Source organism: Methylobacterium sp. 001424705 (assembly GCF_059816145.1).
This window is the reverse complement of the sequence record NZ_JCBANU010000010.1, coordinates 1-16,133: the sequence shown is the minus strand read 5'-3', so window position 1 is coordinate 16,133 and position 16,133 is coordinate 1. Positions and strand designations below refer to the sequence as shown.

Genomic DNA, 16,133 nt, shown 5'->3' with positions numbered 1-16,133 from the left:
AAGGCCCCGCCGCCCGTCAGGACAAGCAGCGCGACCAGCGCGCAGGGCCGGTCGATTCGCGATTCGGCGCGCCGTCTCACTGGGCCAGGCTGGCCTGCGTGACGGGAGTGCCCGGCGCCGACGCCGTGGTGCTGCCCTGCTGTCCGCCGGTCTGCGTCCAGCGCGTCGCCTCGATGATGTTGGTGCCGACGGTGGTTCGGACCGCGATGCGCACGGGCAGGAGCACGCGGGTGCCCTCGACCGGCGCGAGCCAGACCGACATCTCGCGGTTGTCCTCCATGAATTTCACGCCCGGCCGGTCCGGACGGTGGCCGGCGATGGGCGTGTAGCGCGCGTTGCAGACCAGGACGGGACCATTGTAGCCGGGCTTGGCGACGCTGCGGGTCTCGCCGTAGCTCAGCACGACGTCGAACCGGGTCGCACCGTCGAAGATCGGCAGGGTCCGGCTGCAGTTGGCCGGGTCCATCGGGTCGGCGCGCCCCTGCACGGGCATCATCAGGGCGCTCGCCGGATCGATGACGCCGCGCTTGTTGGCGGGGGTGATCGGAACCCGGTCGCCCATGTCGATGAGGGGCGGGGTGATCTCCGCCTGGGTGACGGTGCCGCGGGCGAGCGCCATGCGCACGGCGATTCCGGAATTCGTGGTCTTGGTGGCGATCGCGAAGGTATTGGGCTGCGGCGCCGCCGCGATGGCGCCGCTGGCGCGGGCCGAGCCCATGCCGCCCGTAACCACGCCGGCGAGGCCCGTGAGGCGTGCCGAGACGTCCATCCGGTAGCCGGACCCCTCGAAGGCGCCGGCCACCTGGGCGTTCCCGATGGTTAGGCCGGCCAAAGCGATGTCGTAGTCCACGGTGACGGCGGCGGCCGCCTTGGAGGCCGACCGGCCGGCCTTGGCGCGGGCTTCCGCCGCCGGGGCGGCGAGCAGGGCCGCGAGCGTCAGCAGGCTGGCGCCGAGGAGGGAGAGCGGGGCGGGGCGCTTGCGTATGCCGCACATGGCTGGGGACTCGGGGTTGGCTGTCGGTCTCCGGTCGAACGGACCGGAGACATCTCGCCGGCATCGTCCGTCTTCATGGTTAACACATCGTTGGGCGCGGAACAGCCAGGCTTGCACGCCGCGGGCCGCCGGTCCGCGAAACGGCGTGAAAGATCGCCTCGGACCTTGACGCCGAGGGGCACAGTCCCCTATAGGCTCGCGCCTTCAACGAGAACGCCGCTCCACCGGGCCTGGCGTGCGAGAAGCCGTTTGCCGCGACGCGGTTCTGGTTTCCCGCCAGCCTGTCGGACATGCGGAACGAGACGGGAAATAGAACAATGTCGCGCCGTTGCGAACTCACGGGCAAAGCCGTGCAGACCGGCCACCTCGTGAGCCACTCGAACCGCAAGACCAAGTGCCGGTTCCTGCCGAACCTGTGCCAGGTCACGCTGCAGTCGGACGCGCTCAAGCGCCGGGTGCGCCTGCGCGTCACCGCTCACGCCCTGCGCTCGGTCGAGCACCGTGGCGGTCTCGACGCCTTCCTGATCAAGGCCCGCGAGATCGAGCTGTCGCAGACGGCCCGCCTCCTCAAGCGCGAGCTGCACAAGAAGCTCGCCGAAGTCGAGACCCCCGCCGCCGCCTGAGGCTTCGGCGGGATCGAATCACTCCGGCGCGCACCGCCGGCGGTCCCCCACAACGCCTCCGTCCAGGTTCCCGAACGGTCGCCGCACGCTCAGCGCGTACGGCGACCGTTCGCGTTGGAGCACCGGCTCGCCTTCGATGACCATCCTGTCGCTCGTCGCCCCGATCTTCGGGCTGATCCTGATCGGCTGGATCGCGGCCCTGGCCGGCTTCCTGTCCGACAAGGTCAGCGACGGCCTGTCGGAATACGTCTTTTCGATCGCCGTTCCGGCTCTCATCCTCTCCACGCTGACGCGCTCGGGCCTGACCGGCGAGATCACGCCGTCCTACTGGGTCAGCTACTTCGGCGGCGCCGGGCTGTCCTGGTTGGTCGGCTCCCTCCTCAGCCTGCGGCGCAAGGGCGTGGAGCGGCGCGGCGCGATCCTGCACGGCTTCGCCTCCAGCCAGTCGAACACCGTCTTCATCGGCGTGCCCATGATCCTCCAGGCCTATGGCGAGGAGGGGGCTTTCCCACTCTTCATGCTGCTGGCAGTGCACCTGCCCCTCATGATGGGCTGCGCGACCTTCCTGATCGAGGCGGACGGGCAGGCCTCGATCCTGAGGCGCCTGCGCGGTCTCGCCCTGGTTCTCCTGCGCAATCCGATCTTCCTGGCGCTCATCGCCGGACTCGCCCTCAAGGGGCTCGGGCTCGCCCCCACCGGAATGGTCAAGTCCCTGGTCGACGCCCTGGCGGGGACAGCCTCGACCTGCGCGCTCATCGCCCTCGGAGCCGGGCTCGTGCGCTACCGGGTCCTGCACGACCTGCCCAGCGCCATGGTCATCACCGGGCTGAAGCTCGTAATCCATCCCCTCGCGGTCTGGGTGCTGGCCTTCCATGTCTTCACCATGCCGCCGGCCTATGCCGGCGTGGCGACCCTGTTCGCGGCCATGCCCGTGGGGATCAACGCCTATCTGCTGGCCTCGCGCTATAAGACCGAGACCGGCGTGGTCGCCGCCGCCGTGATGCTCTCGACCCTGCTGGCGATCGTCACGACCATCGTCTGGCTCACGATCCTCGGACACGCTTGACGATTCGTGCAGGCGTTTGTACCGATCGGTACAGATGCCGAGGCGTCGATCATGGACGAGGGAGATGCCGTCATGTCCGAAGCGCGTCCGCCGCTGCCGCCCTTCACCCGGGAAACCGCAATCCAGAAGGTGCGTGCCGCCGAGAACGGCTGGAACGGCTGCGACCCCGAGAGGGTCGCGCTCGCCTACACGCCGGACAGCCGCTGGCGGAACCGGGCGGAGTTCTTTTCCGGTCGCCCCGCCATCGTCGCCTTTCTCCAGCGCAAGTGGGCACGCGAACTGGATTATCGCCTGATCAAGGAAATCTGGGCTCACGGCGGCGATCGGATCGCGGTGCGGTTCGCTTACGAATTCCGCGATGCGTCCGGGCAATGGTTCCGCGCCTACGGCAACGAGAACTGGGCCTTCGACGCGAACGGCCTGATGCGCGACCGTCATGCCAGCATCAACGATCTCGCCATCCCCGAATCCGAGCGCAAGTTCCGGTGGGACCGCTCCGCGCCGCGTCCGGAGGATCACCCGGGCCTGACAGAGCTTGGTCTCTAGGGATCTCGGCATGGGACAGGGGGAGGGCGCCCGGGCGGCCGCGATCCCGGTCCTCGCCGAGGTGTTCCGGGAGCGCGGCTACGAGGGCGCCAGCCTTGCGCTTCTCGGGGCACGCACCGGTCTCGGTAAGGGGAGCCTCTATCACGCCTTCCCGGGGGGGAAGGCGGAGATGGCGGAGGCCGTGCTCGCGGCGATCGAGGCATGGTTCGAGACCCGGATCTACGCGCCGCTGCGCGAAGAGGCCGATCCGCGTGCGGCGATCACCCGGATGCTGTCGGAAACCGACACCTATTTTCGCTCCGGCGGCCGGGCCTGCCTCGTCGGGGCCTTCGCCCTGACGGGGGGACGGGATCGGTTCGCCGCGCGCATCGCCGGATACTTCGCGGCCTGGAGTGATGCGCTGGCCGCTGCGTTGCGGCGGAGCGGACACGGCCCGGAGGCGGCGGCCGACCTCGCCGAGGAGGCCATCGCGGCGATTCAAGGAGGGCTTGTCCTGGCGCGCGCCCTGGACGAGCCCGCGGCTTTCGGGCGGACCCTGGAGCGGGTGCGGTTCCGCCTGATCCCGTCACCTTGAGGCCGGCGGCCATGCCGCCGGGCCGCCGGGCTGAGATGGGGGGCTCAGCTGCCGGGAGTCAGCTTCAGGATCTTGCCGTCCGCTCCCTCGGTGACGGCGTAGACCGCACCCTCGCTGCCGACCCGGACATCCCGAATGCGGGCCTGCAGGGGAATACGCTCTTCGGTCACGACCTTGTCGCCGTCGAGCTTCACCACGACGAGGCCCTCGCTGACGAGGCCACCGATGAGGAAGGCATCCTTCCAGTCCGGGAAGGCGTCACCGGTATAGAGGGCCATCCCCGAGGGCCCGATCACCGGATCCCAGTAATAGACCGGTTGCGCGGTCCCGCCTGCCTGGGTCCTGCCCTCGCCGATCTTCTCGCCGCTGTATTCCAGGCCGTAGGTGACCTCGGGCCAGCCGTAATTCACGCCCGGGCGAGGCCGGTTGAGCTCGTCGCCGCCCTTCGGGCCATGCTCGGCGGTCCAGAGCCGGCCCTGCGGGTCGAGGGCGGCCGCCTGGACGTTCCGGTGTCCGTAGGACCAGATCTCGGGCTTGGCCTTCTCGCCGCCCGAGAACGGGTTGTCCTTGGGCGCATTCCCGTCGGTGTCGATGCGGAACACCTTGCCGAGCCCGCTGGTGAGATCCTGCGCCTGGACACGGGTGGCCTTGTCGGAGCGCTCGCCCACCGTGACGAACAGCTTGCCGTCGGGCGCGAACACGAGGCGCGAGCCGAAATGCTTGTCGCCGTCATAGGTCGGCATCTGCCGGAAGATCACCTTGACCTCGTCGAGACGGGCGACGCCGTTCTCCTCGATCAGCTTGGCGCGGAGCACGCTGGTGCCGTTGCCCTTCTCGCGCGGCTCCGAATAGCTGAGATAGATCCGCCGGTCAGCCGGGAAGCTCGGGCTGAGGGCGACGTCCAACAGACCGCCCTGACCCCGCGCGTCGACCTTCGGCACCCCCGGAATCGCCGGACCGGGCGTGCCGTCCTTGGCGACGATCCGCAGCTTGCCAGCCTTCTCGGTCACGAGCATCCGGCCGTCCGGTAGGAACTCCATCGCCCAGGGGCTGTCGAGGCCCTTGGCCACCACCTCGGTCTTCACCTTGGTAGCGACCTCGGGCTTCGGGGCCCGGGTCTGGTTCGGCAGGAGGGGTTTGTAAGGCGCGTTCGGTGCTTCCGTCTCCGCCGGGCTGTTGCCGGTCGCCGGGCTGGTGGGTGCCGCGAAGGCATCGCCGCCCACCCGGGGCTGCCTGGGTTCGGTCCCTGCCGGCTCCTGCCCATGGACAGCTGTGCCGAGGCTGAGGAGGGCTGCGGTGGCGAGCAGGCGATACGGGGTGCGCTTCACGTCGGATGTTCCTCCATGCCGGTCCCGGGACTGGCTTCGGATCGAGCCCCGTCGGCCGGCCGATCGGCCCGCCGGGGCAGGGACGAGAGGGACATGGGGCGACGGACACGCTTTGACGAGGGTTGGGACGGTGCGGATCGCTTGGGCGGGCGGCGCGGGGGCCGTGGACAATCCCCGTTCCGGATGGAGGTCAGCCCTGCTTACCGTGCGGGATGCCTTGACCGTTCCCCGCGCCATCGCCAAGTCTGGTCGACAGCGCACAGTCTCGCGGCGCGATGACGGCGAAGAGGTGGGTCCGCAGGCGCGGAACCGGAAAGGAAGTTTCCCCATGGCGACGGTGAAAGTGACCGACGCGAGCTTCGAGCAGGACGTTCTCCAGTCCGCGGAGCCGGTCGTAGTGGATTTCTGGGCCGAGTGGTGCGGCCCCTGCCGCCAGATCGGCCCGGCCCTTGAGGAGATCTCGGCGGATCTCCAGGGCAAGGTGAAGATCGCGAAGGTCAACGTCGACGAGAACCCGGGAATCGCCGCCCAGTACGGCATCCGCTCGATCCCGACACTGCTGATCTTCAAGGACGGCCAGCTCGCGAGCCAGAAGGTCGGCGCAGCACCGAAGGGCGATCTGTCCCGCTGGATCCAGGCCAGCGCCTGAGCCCTTGGCTCGCCTGGTCGCCGACTCGGCGGCTGCGGCGTGGTCCTGAAATGCAAAGGGCCCGGCGCGAAGCCGGGCTTTTTCGTTTCGCGGGCGGGAGTCCCGCATCCGCGCGGGCGCCTAACAGGGTGAAGCCCCAAACGAAGGAAGCCCGGCCTTTCGGCCGGGCTTCTCCGTCTCGAGACCCGAAGTGTCGGCTTAGTACGAGCCGAACTTGTAGTTCAGGCCGGCGCGGACGACGGCGAACTCGGTGTCGCGCACCTGGCGGCCGCTGCTGACGAGCACGACGCCCGGGCTGGTGACGCTGACTTCCTGGCCGGCGTTGTTGACGGCGAAGACACCGTTGTTGCGGTTGCCCTGGTCGAGGTTCACGTACAGACCTTCGATCTTCAGCGTCACGGCCGAAGAGCGGAAGAAGTTCAGGAACGAGTCGGTGGGGAGCGCGTACTCGATACCGCCGCCGGCAGCCCAGCCGGTCTGGAAGTCGTCACGGCTGCGGTTGGTCAGACCGAAGTCGCGACCGCCGCCCGAACCGTAGGCGAAGCCGCCGGTGCCGTACACGAGGGTGCGGTCGAAGGCGTAGCCGAGGCGACCGCGGACGGTGCCGAAGTAGTCGAGGCCCGAGACGCCGGCCGGGTTGAAGACCTGCTGGGCGGCCAGCGGGCCGGTGGCCGAGAAGCGGTTCCGCTCACGACCGAAGTCGACGTACTGGGCGTCGGCCTCGACACCGATCACGACACCGGAGCCCGGGGTGAACTGGTAGTTGTAGCCGATCTGGCCGCCGCCGACGAAGCCGTCGTTGCTCTGGCCGTTCTGGAAGGCGACGACAGCGGTGGTGCCCGGCAGGACCAGGGTGCTGGCGCCGTTCACGCCGATGACGGTCGGCTGGTTGTTGCTGGAGGCGTCGAAGCCGTAACCAGCGTTGAAACCGGCGTAGAAGCCGGTCCAGGTGAACACCGGCACCGGCACGAACACCGGGGGCGCCGCGCGACGCGGAAGGTCAGCGGCCGAAGCGGCCGCGGTGAGGGCCGTGAAGGCCGCGAAAGACGTAAGAAGCTTTTTCATTATTTGATCCCCAGCGATATGCCCGATCGAGGGAGAACCTACTGCAGTTTCCACAGCCAAGATGTAGCGCCAGGGTCACACAGCAGAGCTGACGTGGTCGGGAGCGAACCCCGGGAAAAGTTAAGGAAAATCAGGTGGGAGGCGTCCCGTTCGCGGTCAGCACAGCGCCCACCAAGTAGAGCGAACCGCAGATCAGGATGCGTGGCGGCTGCTCGAACGCGATATCGGCCAGGCTCTCCAGGGCGGCCTCGACACTCGGCGCGGACTGCGCGTTCAGGCCGACCTCCGCCGCGATGCTCGCCACCTCGTCGGCGGGTCTGGCCGCCATCTGGCCGGCGATCGGAACCGCCACGAGCACCCGCGCCAAACCGATGAAATTGCGCAGGAACCCCTCCGCGTCCTTGGTACCCAGCAACCCGACGATGAGAACCAGCGGCACGTCGGAGCGCTCGCCGAGATCCGCCATGGCGGCGGCGAGGATGCGCCCGCCGTCGATGTTGTGGCCGCCGTCGAGCCAGAGCTCGGCGCCCGGCGGCACGAGCTCGGACAGGCGTCCCCGGTTCAGCCGCTGCAGGCGTCCGGGCCACTCGACGGAGTTCAGGCCGGCCTCGATGGCGGCGGTGCCGATATCGCCGAAGCCGGCCGCGCGTAGGGCAGCGATCGCCGTGCCCGCATTGGTGAACTGGTGCCGGCCGTTCAGGCGCGGCTTCGGCAGGTCGAACAGGTCGAGATCGTCCTGGTAGACGAGTCGCCCACGCTCGGCATGGACCGAGAAATCCTGGTTGCCGACCCGGATCGGCGTGGCCCCGGCGGCCTCGGCGAGGCGGCAGAGCACGGAATCGGCCTCGGCGTAGTCCTGCGCGGCGATGATCGCCGGGCAGCCCTTCTTGAAGATTCCGGCCTTCTCCGTGGCCACGGCCTCGACGGTGTCGCCGAGGTACTCCGCATGGTCGCGCCCGATCGGCGTGACCACCGCGGCCGCGGGACTGTCGATCACGTTCGTCGCGTCCACCCGGCCGCCGAGGCCGACCTCCAGGAGGAGCACGTCCGCGGGCTGCTCGGAGAACAGCAGCAGGGCGGCCGCTGTGGTGATCTCGAACACCGTGATCGGCTCGCCCTCGTTGGCGGCCTCGCAGCGCGCGAAGGCATCGGCGAGCTGGTCCTCGGGCACGAAGTGGCCGCCGCCGATCGCGCCGATGCGGATGCGCTCGTGAAAGCGCACGAGGTGGGGCGAGGTGTAGACGTGGGCCGCCAGCCCCGCCGCCTCGAGAATCGCCCGCATGAAGGCGATGGTCGAGCCCTTCCCGTTGGTGCCGGCGACGTGAATCACCGGCGGAAGCTTGCGCTCGGGATGTCCGAGCCGGGCAAGCAGGCGCTCGATCCGCCCGAGCGACAGGTCGATCGTGCGCGGGTGGAGGGCGAGGAAGCGCGCCATCAGCGCGTCGGAGGAATCCATGATCGAACGTCGTGTCGCGAAGGGAAGGGAGCGGGGTGTGGCGCCTCAGACGGGCTCAGGGACCGGCGTGGCCGTCCGGGCCGGCTGCGCTCCGGGCTCCTGGTTCATGAGGAGACCGCACAGGTTGGCGATCGTGTCCTTCAGGGCGTGCCGGTGCACGACCTGATCGACCATGCCGTGGTCGCGCAGGTATTCCGCGCGCTGGAACCCGTCGGGCAGCTTCTCACGGATCGTCTGCTCGATGACGCGGGGGCCGGCAAAGCAGATCAGCGCACCGGGCTCCGCCAGATGGACGTCGCCCAGCATCGCGTAGGACGCGGTGACGCCGCCGGTGGTCGGATTGGTGAGCACCACGATGTAGGGCAGCTTGGCGGCATTGAGCCGGCGCACCGCCACGGTGGTGCGGGGCATCTGCATCAGCGACAGGATGCCCTCCTGCATGCGCGCGCCGCCCGAGGCGGAGAACAGGACGTAGGGGGTGTGCTTGTCGAGGGCGGTCTCGGCGCCGCGCACGAAGGCCTCGCCTGCCGCCATGCCGAGCGACCCGGCCATGAAGGCGAAGTCCTGCACCGCCAGCGTCATCGGCAGGCCGGAGACCCGGCCGAAGCCGACCTTGAAGGCGTCGGTCATCCCGGTCTTGGCCCGAGCGTCCTTCAGGCGGTCGACGTAGCGTTTCTCGTCGCGGAACTTGAGCGGGTCCGCGGCGACCTCCGGCAGGGGCACGTCGATCCAGGTGCCCTCGTCGAACATCATCTTGAGGCGCGCCTGGGCGCTCATCTTGAGGTGGTGCTCGGAGCCCGGGATGACCCAATGGTTGCTCTCCACCTCCTTGTGGAAGACCATCTGGCCCGTGTCGGGACATTTGACCCAGAGGTTCTCCGGGGTCTCGCGCTTGAACAACGTCTTGATCTTGGGGCGAACGACCTCCGAGATCCAGTTCATCGGTTCAACCATCATGCGACGGCGTCCTTGTGCGGGCTCGAAGCGAGCGAGCCGAAAGGTCTCTGTAAATTGCGTCAGGCGCGGGGCGAGGAGCGAACGCCCTCGGCCAGCTCGCGGACCAGGGCGCTGACGGCCTCGACCGTCCCGCCCTTCGACGCGCCCTCTTCGTCGAGAGTCGCCCGCATGGCATCGACCAGGGCCGAGCCGACCACCACCCCGTCGGCGCCGCGGGCGATCGCGGCGGCATCCGCGCCGGTGCGCACGCCGAAGCCCACGACGATGGGCAGGTCGGTGTGGCGCCGGATCCGGCCCACGGCTTCCGCGACCCGGTCGAAGTTCGGCTTCGCCGTACCGGTGATGCCGGTGATCGAGACGTAGTAGACGAAGCCCGCCGTGTTCGCGAGGACGGCCGGGAGGCGCTTCTCGTCGGTGGTCGGCGTGGCGAGCCGGATGAAGGCGAGGCCCTTCTCCAGCGTCGGAAGGCAGAGCTCGTCGTCTTCCTCCGGCGGAAGGTCGACGATGATTAGGCCGTCGATGCCGGCCGCCAGGGCATCGTCGAGGAAACGCGCGACGCCGTAAGCATGGATGGGGTTGTAGTATCCCATCAGGATCACCGGCGTCTCGGTATTTCCCGCGCGGAAGCGCCGGACGAGGTCGAGGGTCCGCACCACACCCTGCCCGTGCTTGAGCGCGCGCAGGCCGGCCGCCTGGATCGCCGGGCCGTCGGCCATTGGATCGGTGAAGGGCAGGCCGAACTCGACGATGTCGGCCCCCGCGGCCGGGAGGGCCTGCAGGACCTTCAGGGAGGTCTCGGCATCCGGGTCGCCGGCCATGACGTAGGTCACCAGGGCCGCCCGCTTCTCGGCGCGGCAGCGCGCGAAGGCGGCGGCGATCCGCGCCTGACCGGGATTTGCCGAACTCGTAGCCGTCATGACACTCACGTCTCGCGTTCCTCGGAGCCGCCGGGAGCGCGGCCCGGGATCAAGCCGCCGCGCCTACACCATCGCGACCGGCCCGTGAAGCGTACGGCGCGCCGCGTCAATCCCGAAGGGGGCCGGCAACGAACCTTTAACAGCCTTTCGAAAGCCGGCCTTCAACCTCGGGCGGCATGGTCGGCCCCCGGTGGGGTCCCAACCCGCCAGGGGCTGGCTGCATGACTCTGCCGGACATCGTCCTTGTCCTTCTCCCGTCCGGCCTGGCGTTCCTGGCGGGATGGCTTCTGCGCGCGCGCAGCCATCGGGCTAGAGTTGGCCCCCGGCCGGTCGCGCAAGAGGAAGGACGCACCGAGCATCTCGAGGACCGGATCTGGCGCCTCTCCGAGAACGAGGAGCGCTACCGCGCCCTGGTGCAGGCCACGACGGAGATCATCGTCCAACGGGATTCCCAGGGCCGGATCACCTTCGCCAACGCGGGCTTCGGCCGTCTCGTCGGGGCCGAGCCCCTGTCGCTCCTCGGCACGACCCGCCAGCCGGAGGTGCTGGAGACCTGCGAGAACGTGCGGCAGGCGGACGGCGTCCGCCGGATCGAGATGCGGCTCGCCCCGGCCACGGGGACGCCGCGCTGGTACACGTTCATCGAGATGGCGGTGCCGGGCAGCAATGGCGAGACCCAATGGCTGCGTGCCGGTGCCGACATCACCGAGCGGGTCGAATCCGCCCGCTCCCTGGACGAGGCCCTGACCCGGGCCGAAGCCGCCAACGTGGCGAAGTCGCGCTTCCTCGCCACCGTGAGCCACGAGTTCCGCACGCCGCTGAACGGGATTCTCGGCATGGCCGACCTCGTCCTCGAGACCGGGCTCGATCCGGAGCAGCGCACCTACGTCGAGGCCATCGGCACCTCGGGCAAGGCGTTGCTGACCCTAATCGACGGCATCCTCGATTTCTCACGGATCGAGGCGGGACGCCTCGACCTCGCCGCCGAGCCCTTCGATCCGGCCGAGATCGCCGAGGGCGTTGTGGAGCTGCTCGCGCCCCGCGCCCAGGACAAGGGCATCGAGATCGCCGTGGACGTCGCCGACGACGTCCCGCGCCTCGTGATCGGCGACGCGGACCGGGTCCGGCAGATCCTCGTGAACCTCGCCGGCAACGCCATCAAGTTCACGGGGACCGGTGGCGTCGGGGTGGAACTGACCCACGGGGACGGCCATCTGCGCATCGCCATTTCGGACACGGGTCCGGGCATCCCGCAGGACCGCATCCCGCGCCTGTTCGAGGAGTTCGAGCAGGGCGACGACAGTGCGAGCCGACGGCACGAGGGAACCGGGCTCGGCCTCGCGATCACGCGTCGCCTTGTCACCCGGATGGGTGGCCATGTCGAGGCGACGTCGCGCCTCGGCACGGGCAGCACCTTCACCGTCGCCCTTCCGCTCGATGTCGCCGAGGCGGAACGGGAGCGCCCGCCCGGTTTCGCGGGACGCCGGGTCCTCATCGTGGCGAGCTCGCCGTTCCAGGCGCCCTACCTCGCGCGCCGGCTGACGCGGTCCGGGGCCTCAGCCCGGGTGGTGCCGGACCTCGAGGCGGGACTCGCCGCGCTGCCGGGGGCCGCCTTCGACGCCCTCCTGGCGGATCGGACCCTCGGGGACGCCGCCGTTCGAGCCCTCGCCGGGGAGGCGCGGCGGCACGGCGTGCGCTGCTGCCTGGTGCTGCTCTCCCCCTTCGATCGACGCGACTTCGGTGCGCCGGCCGCGTCCGGTTTTGACAGTTACCTCGTGAAGCCCGTGCGCGCCCGCTCGCTGTTCGATCGCCTGCTCGCGCCGGCCCCCCCGCGGGGCGAGCGGCCGGCGACGCCGAACGAGGCCGCGCACGGGGCCGCCCTTCAGCCAGGATCGGAGGTTCTGCTTGCCCCGATCTCCGGCGGACCGCGCGTGCTCCTGGCCGAGGACAACCCGATCAACGCCCTCCTGGCCACCAAGGCCCTGCAACGCCTCGGGGCGATCGTCGTCCTCGCGCGGGACGGGGAGGAGGCGCTCGCTCGCATCCGCGAAGCCTCCGACGCGGCGCCTTTCGATCTCGCCCTCCTGGACATCCGCATGCCCGGGCTCGACGGGCTCGAGACCGCCCGACGGATTCGCGCCGGCGAGAGCGGGCCTCGCGCTTCCGCACTCCGGCTCATCGCACTCACCGCCAATGCGGGCCGCGACGACGAGCGGGAGGCCCGAGCGGCCGGCTTCGATCATTTTCTCGCCAAGCCCCTGGATCTCCGGGCCCTGCCGGACTTGCTGGCTGGTCGTGCGGCAGCCGCGTGAACGTTGACACGCCGGTCCGCCCGCGCGAACACCGCGCCATGGCCGATGACCGCATATCCGACGCGCCGACGCGCACCCACGACCGCCGCGTCGCCTGGGGCGTGGTCGCCCTCACCGCCGCGACGGTGCTGATCGGGGCCGCCGTACCGGCGCCGTCGCACCCCAGGGCGAGCGTGGCGCCGAGCGAGGACACGGCCTGTGCCGAGTGGGGCGACGGCTGCCGCGTCTGCCAGCGCGGCGAGGGGGGCATCCATTGCTCCCTGCCGGGGATCGCCTGCGTGGCGAAGGAACAGAGCTGCCTGCGCCGCGTCGGCGGCTGATCGACCGGCGGCCGGGAGGGATCCGTCCGTGAACGCCCCGGTCTTCCGCTTCGCCCCCAGCCCGAACGGCCGCCTGCATCTCGGACACGCCGCCTCCGCCCTCCTGAACGACGCCCTCGCGCGGGGCATCGGCGGCCGCCTGCTGCTGCGGATCGAGGACATCGATCCGGTCCGGTCGCGCCCGGAGCTGATCCAGGGCCTCCGTGAGGACCTCGCCTGGCTCGGCCTGCGGTTCGCGCTCCCCGAGCGCCGACAGTCGGAACATCTCGACGCGTACCGGTACCAGGTCTCCGCGCTGGCCGAGCGCGGTCTGGCCTATCCGTGCTTCTGCTCCCGCGGCGCGATCGCCGCGGTGGTGGAGGCCGACGCCGGCCGCGGCGCGCCGGTGCCCCGCGACCCCGACGGAGCGCCGCTCTATCCGGGCACCTGCCGGGCCCTGCCCGAGAGGGTCGCCGATCGGCGACGCGCCGCTGGCGAGCCGCATACCTGGCGGCTCGACACGGCCCGGGCCCTGGCCGCGTCACCCGGCCCGCACGTGGTGCGGACCTTCGCCGTCGCGGCGGGGGAGGGGAGGGGGGCTGTCCGCCAAATCGGCATCGAGCGGGACGAGGCCGCCGATCCGGCACGGTGGGGGGACCCCGTCATCGCCCGCCGGGACGTGCCGACGAGCTATCACCTCGCCGTCGTGATGGACGATGCCGTGCAGGGCATCACCCACGTGGTCCGAGGCGAAGACCTGCGCGCCAGCACCGACCTGCACGTCCTGCTGCAGGCCCTGATCGGGGCGCCGTCACCCCGCTACCATCACCACGCCCTGCTGCGGGACGCCTCGGGCGAGAAGCTCGCGAAATCCCGCGGCTCGCGTTCCCTCGCCGACCTGCGCGCGTCCGGCGAGAGCCCGGCGGGCATACGGGCCCGCCTCGGTTTCGCCTGAGCGGCGGCGATCAGCCCGAGAATGCAGATATGAGGGACGGGACCGTCGGGGCCGGGATCAGCGCATCGCGTCGCGCTGGGCCATGGCGGAGGCCGTGCGCGACTTCTGCATCGTGCCCTCGATCTGCTCGCGCTGGCGGGTGAACTCCGCGAGCATTCGCCCGTCGAGTTCGCGCCCGCGGGGGACGCGGATCTTCATCGGGTCGACGAAGTGCCCGTTGATGATGACCTCGTAGTGGAGGTGGGCACCCGTGGAGAGGCCGGTCGAACCGACATAGCCGATCACCTGGCCCTGGCGCACCTTGGCGCCGGCGGTGATGCCGCGGGCAAAGCGGGACATGTGATTGTAGGTCGTGACGTAGCCGTTGATGTGCTGCAATTCCACTCGGCGGCCATAGCCCGAATCCCAATCCGCCTTAAGCACCGTCGCATTGCCGGCGGCCACGATGGGCGTGCCGATCGGGTTCGCCCAGTCGACGCCGGTATGCAGCTTCGCGTAGCCGAGCACGGGGTGGCGCCGATAGCCGAAGCCCGAGCGCATGATGCCGTCGGCAATCGGCTTGCGGATGAGGAACTTCTTGAGCGACCGACCCTGCTCGTCGAGGTAGTCGATCGTCCCGTCGTCGGGGGACTGGAAGCGGAAGACCTTTCGCACCTCGCCGCCCAGATTGAGCGAGGCGTAGAGCAGTTCCGGCCGTTCGGTGGAGCCCTGCGCCACCTCGTCATCGAAGGTATAGAAGACGTCGAGGCTGTCGCCCTGCGAGATCCGGCGCTGGAAATCGACGTCGTAGCCGAAGATCTTGACCAGGTCGTCCACGGCACCGCGGGGCAGGTCGTGCCGGGCTGCCGTCTCGTAGAGGCTCTGATACAGGCGCGGACCCGTGCCGCCGTCCTCCTCGCCGTCCTCGGAAGCGTCCGCCACCGCCGGCGCCGCCCGCGAGGGGGCGTCCTCGGTCGGCGGCGCGACGGAAACGAAGGTGCCGCGATCATTGATCGCCGCGATCCCCTCGATGCCGCTCTCGCCGTAGAGCACCACGCGGGTCACCTGACGCGGATCGCCGGGCCGTGGCCCGGGTGCGACCTGGACCCGGAACTGCTGGCCCTCGGAAAGGTCGGCCGTGCGCGTGCGCCCGCCGAGGGCGGCCACGATGCCGCGAATCTGGTCGTCGCCGGCCCGCGCCGTGTTCTTGAGGGCGGCCTCCAGCGTCTCGCCGCGCTTGAGGGCGAGGTCGCGCTCCTCGACGAGGGGCGGCTCGGAGCCGGCGCCGCTCTTGGCTAGGCTGGTGACGTTCTCCGGCACCACCAGGACGTCGATGGACTTGAAGGGCGAGCCCTCGTCGCCGAGGCGTGCGGCCGGATCGAAGCGTGACGCCGCCATACCCTGCTGCAGGGTCCGCGACAGCATGATCTGGGGCGCGATCGGGATCGCGGCCCGGCGGCCCGCCTCGGCCGAGAGGCGCCGCTCCTCCTCGATCTGCGCCGCCACGTCGTCGTCGGAGAGGGCCGGGGCGCCGGCCTCGACGTCGATCCCGGCGAGATCGCGCTTGATCACGGAGACCTCGGCGCCCGGCGCATCCGCCAGGCCCGACTCGGGCGCGCGTTCCAGGGGCTCGTCCGTGCTGAGCTTCATCGGATCGAAGCGCGGCATCTCGGTCGCGAAGACGCCCGTCGTCATCGAGAGCGCGGTCGAGACGCGCATGAAGGGCCGCACCTTGATGATCTCGCGGTCGCCGAGCCGTACCGTCACGGGCGAGCGGAAGCTCTGCTTGGCCGAGGCGATCATCAGGTTCCGCACCAGCCGGTCGCTCTTGCGGGCCACGTTGGCGGTGCCGTCGCTGAGGGCGGGCCGAACGGCGTTCGAGGCTCGCTCGGGGATCGCCGCGAAGGAGACCTCGCTCTGCAGGGAGACGTGGATCGCCGCGCCGATCAGCGCCGCGCCCGTCAGGCCGGTGAGAGCGCTGGCGCAGAGCCAGCGCAGATTGACGTCGCGCCGGTCGATCCGCGCGGCGTCGGGACCGAGGAGATCGAGGGCCGGAAGGCTGCCGTTCGGCGACCGTCCCGGCGCGCGCGCCTCCGTTGGGCCGTCCCGCTCCCCGATCTTCAGACGGCCGCGCTTCACTCTGACATTCCTGATTTGTGTATCGGCGACGCGGAGTCCCCGCGCAGGGCGCTGCGAAGCGACCGGCGACGGATGTCGTGGCCCAGCATGTCGAGATTGAGGCACGTTTCGGCGCGCCCGTCACCGGAGGAGGGGAGGGGCGCCGTGACACCCACGGGGAAGTTTTTTCGTTTCCGGCAGTTGACGGGTCTGGGAGTGATCCGTATACCCCGGTTCATCGGCGGGCGGCCAACGGGGTTGGCGGCTTGCTTTTGCATCTCCTGACGATTGGCGG

General features: G+C 70.2%; 15 protein-coding genes. 8 read left to right on the top strand and 7 right to left on the bottom strand.

Annotated features, from left to right (window positions below):
* Positions 1-76: 76 nt before the first annotated feature.
* Entirely contained in the window at positions 77-994 is a 918-nt protein-coding gene (locus AC6EUL_RS09585; protein WP_499869944.1) for a DUF3108 domain-containing protein, read from the bottom strand.
* Positions 995-1,311: 317 nt separating this feature from the next.
* Here AC6EUL_RS09585 and rpmB point away from each other — a divergent pair, with 317 nt between their 5' ends.
* The 4 genes from rpmB to AC6EUL_RS09565 all read left to right on the top strand — a co-directional run bounded on the left by rpmB (position 1,312) and on the right by AC6EUL_RS09565 (position 3,803).
* Entirely contained in the window at positions 1,312-1,617 is a 306-nt protein-coding gene (gene rpmB / locus AC6EUL_RS09580; protein WP_055956796.1) for a 50S ribosomal protein L28, read from the top strand.
* Positions 1,618-1,753: 136 nt separating this feature from the next.
* A complete protein-coding gene (locus AC6EUL_RS09575) occupies positions 1,754-2,683 on the top strand; it encodes an AEC family transporter (RefSeq protein ID WP_499869943.1) in 930 nt (309 codons plus the stop codon).
* Positions 2,684-2,755: 72 nt separating this feature from the next.
* Positions 2,756-3,229: a nuclear transport factor 2 family protein gene (locus AC6EUL_RS09570; protein ID WP_056212347.1), complete on the top strand. Its 474-nt coding sequence runs from the start codon at positions 2,756-2,758 to the stop codon at positions 3,227-3,229.
* A 10-nt stretch (positions 3,230-3,239) separates the two neighbouring features.
* The gene (locus tag AC6EUL_RS09565) at positions 3,240-3,803 is read left to right on the top strand and encodes a TetR/AcrR family transcriptional regulator (RefSeq protein ID WP_499869942.1); all 564 of its coding nucleotides are present in this window, start codon (positions 3,240-3,242) and stop codon (positions 3,801-3,803) included.
* Positions 3,804-3,847: 44 nt separating this feature from the next.
* Here the strand turns inward: AC6EUL_RS09565 and AC6EUL_RS09560 are convergent, their stop codons facing one another.
* Positions 3,848-5,131 (bottom strand): PQQ-dependent sugar dehydrogenase, encoded by a 1,284-nt coding sequence (locus AC6EUL_RS09560; protein WP_056278423.1) that lies wholly within the window; start codon positions 5,129-5,131, stop codon positions 3,848-3,850.
* Between the two features lie 328 nt (positions 5,132-5,459).
* Between AC6EUL_RS09560 and trxA the strand changes: the two genes are divergently transcribed.
* Positions 5,460-5,780, top strand: coding sequence for a thioredoxin (gene trxA / locus AC6EUL_RS09555; protein ID WP_055956782.1), 321 nt, complete (start codon positions 5,460-5,462; stop codon positions 5,778-5,780).
* A 198-nt stretch (positions 5,781-5,978) separates the two neighbouring features.
* Here trxA and AC6EUL_RS09550 read toward each other — a convergent pair whose 3' ends face one another.
* The 4 genes from AC6EUL_RS09550 to trpA all read right to left on the bottom strand — a co-directional run bounded on the left by AC6EUL_RS09550 (position 5,979) and on the right by trpA (position 10,175).
* Positions 5,979-6,845 (bottom strand): outer membrane protein, encoded by an 867-nt coding sequence (locus tag AC6EUL_RS09550; protein WP_499869941.1) that lies wholly within the window; start codon positions 6,843-6,845, stop codon positions 5,979-5,981.
* A 130-nt stretch (positions 6,846-6,975) separates the two neighbouring features.
* Positions 6,976-8,301 (bottom strand): bifunctional folylpolyglutamate synthase/dihydrofolate synthase, encoded by a 1,326-nt coding sequence (locus AC6EUL_RS09545; RefSeq protein ID WP_056278431.1) that lies wholly within the window; start codon positions 8,299-8,301, stop codon positions 6,976-6,978.
* A 45-nt stretch (positions 8,302-8,346) separates the two neighbouring features.
* Positions 8,347-9,255, bottom strand: coding sequence for an acetyl-CoA carboxylase, carboxyltransferase subunit beta (gene accD / locus AC6EUL_RS09540; RefSeq protein WP_499870004.1), 909 nt, complete (start codon positions 9,253-9,255; stop codon positions 8,347-8,349).
* Between the two features lie 62 nt (positions 9,256-9,317).
* Positions 9,318-10,175: a tryptophan synthase subunit alpha gene (gene trpA, locus AC6EUL_RS09535; protein WP_056355232.1), complete on the bottom strand. Its 858-nt coding sequence runs from the start codon at positions 10,173-10,175 to the stop codon at positions 9,318-9,320.
* A 221-nt stretch (positions 10,176-10,396) separates the two neighbouring features.
* Here trpA and AC6EUL_RS09530 point away from each other — a divergent pair, with 221 nt between their 5' ends.
* From AC6EUL_RS09530 to gluQRS, 3 genes are read left to right on the top strand one after another with little or no spacing between them, the layout of a single operon-like run.
* Positions 10,397-12,487 (top strand): ATP-binding protein, encoded by a 2,091-nt coding sequence (locus AC6EUL_RS09530; protein WP_499869940.1) that lies wholly within the window; start codon positions 10,397-10,399, stop codon positions 12,485-12,487.
* Between the two features lie 38 nt (positions 12,488-12,525).
* Positions 12,526-12,807, top strand: a complete 282-nt coding sequence (locus AC6EUL_RS09525) for a hypothetical protein (protein WP_056219807.1) — start codon at positions 12,526-12,528, stop codon at positions 12,805-12,807.
* 28 nt (positions 12,808-12,835) lie between these two features.
* A complete protein-coding gene (gene gluQRS, locus AC6EUL_RS09520; protein WP_499869939.1) occupies positions 12,836-13,741 on the top strand; it encodes a tRNA glutamyl-Q(34) synthetase GluQRS in 906 nt (301 codons plus the stop codon).
* A 57-nt stretch (positions 13,742-13,798) separates the two neighbouring features.
* Here gluQRS and AC6EUL_RS09515 read toward each other — a convergent pair whose 3' ends face one another.
* Positions 13,799-15,859 (bottom strand): M23 family metallopeptidase, encoded by a 2,061-nt coding sequence (locus AC6EUL_RS09515; RefSeq protein ID WP_499869938.1) that lies wholly within the window; start codon positions 15,857-15,859, stop codon positions 13,799-13,801.
* Between the last annotated feature and the right edge of the window lie 274 nt (positions 15,860-16,133).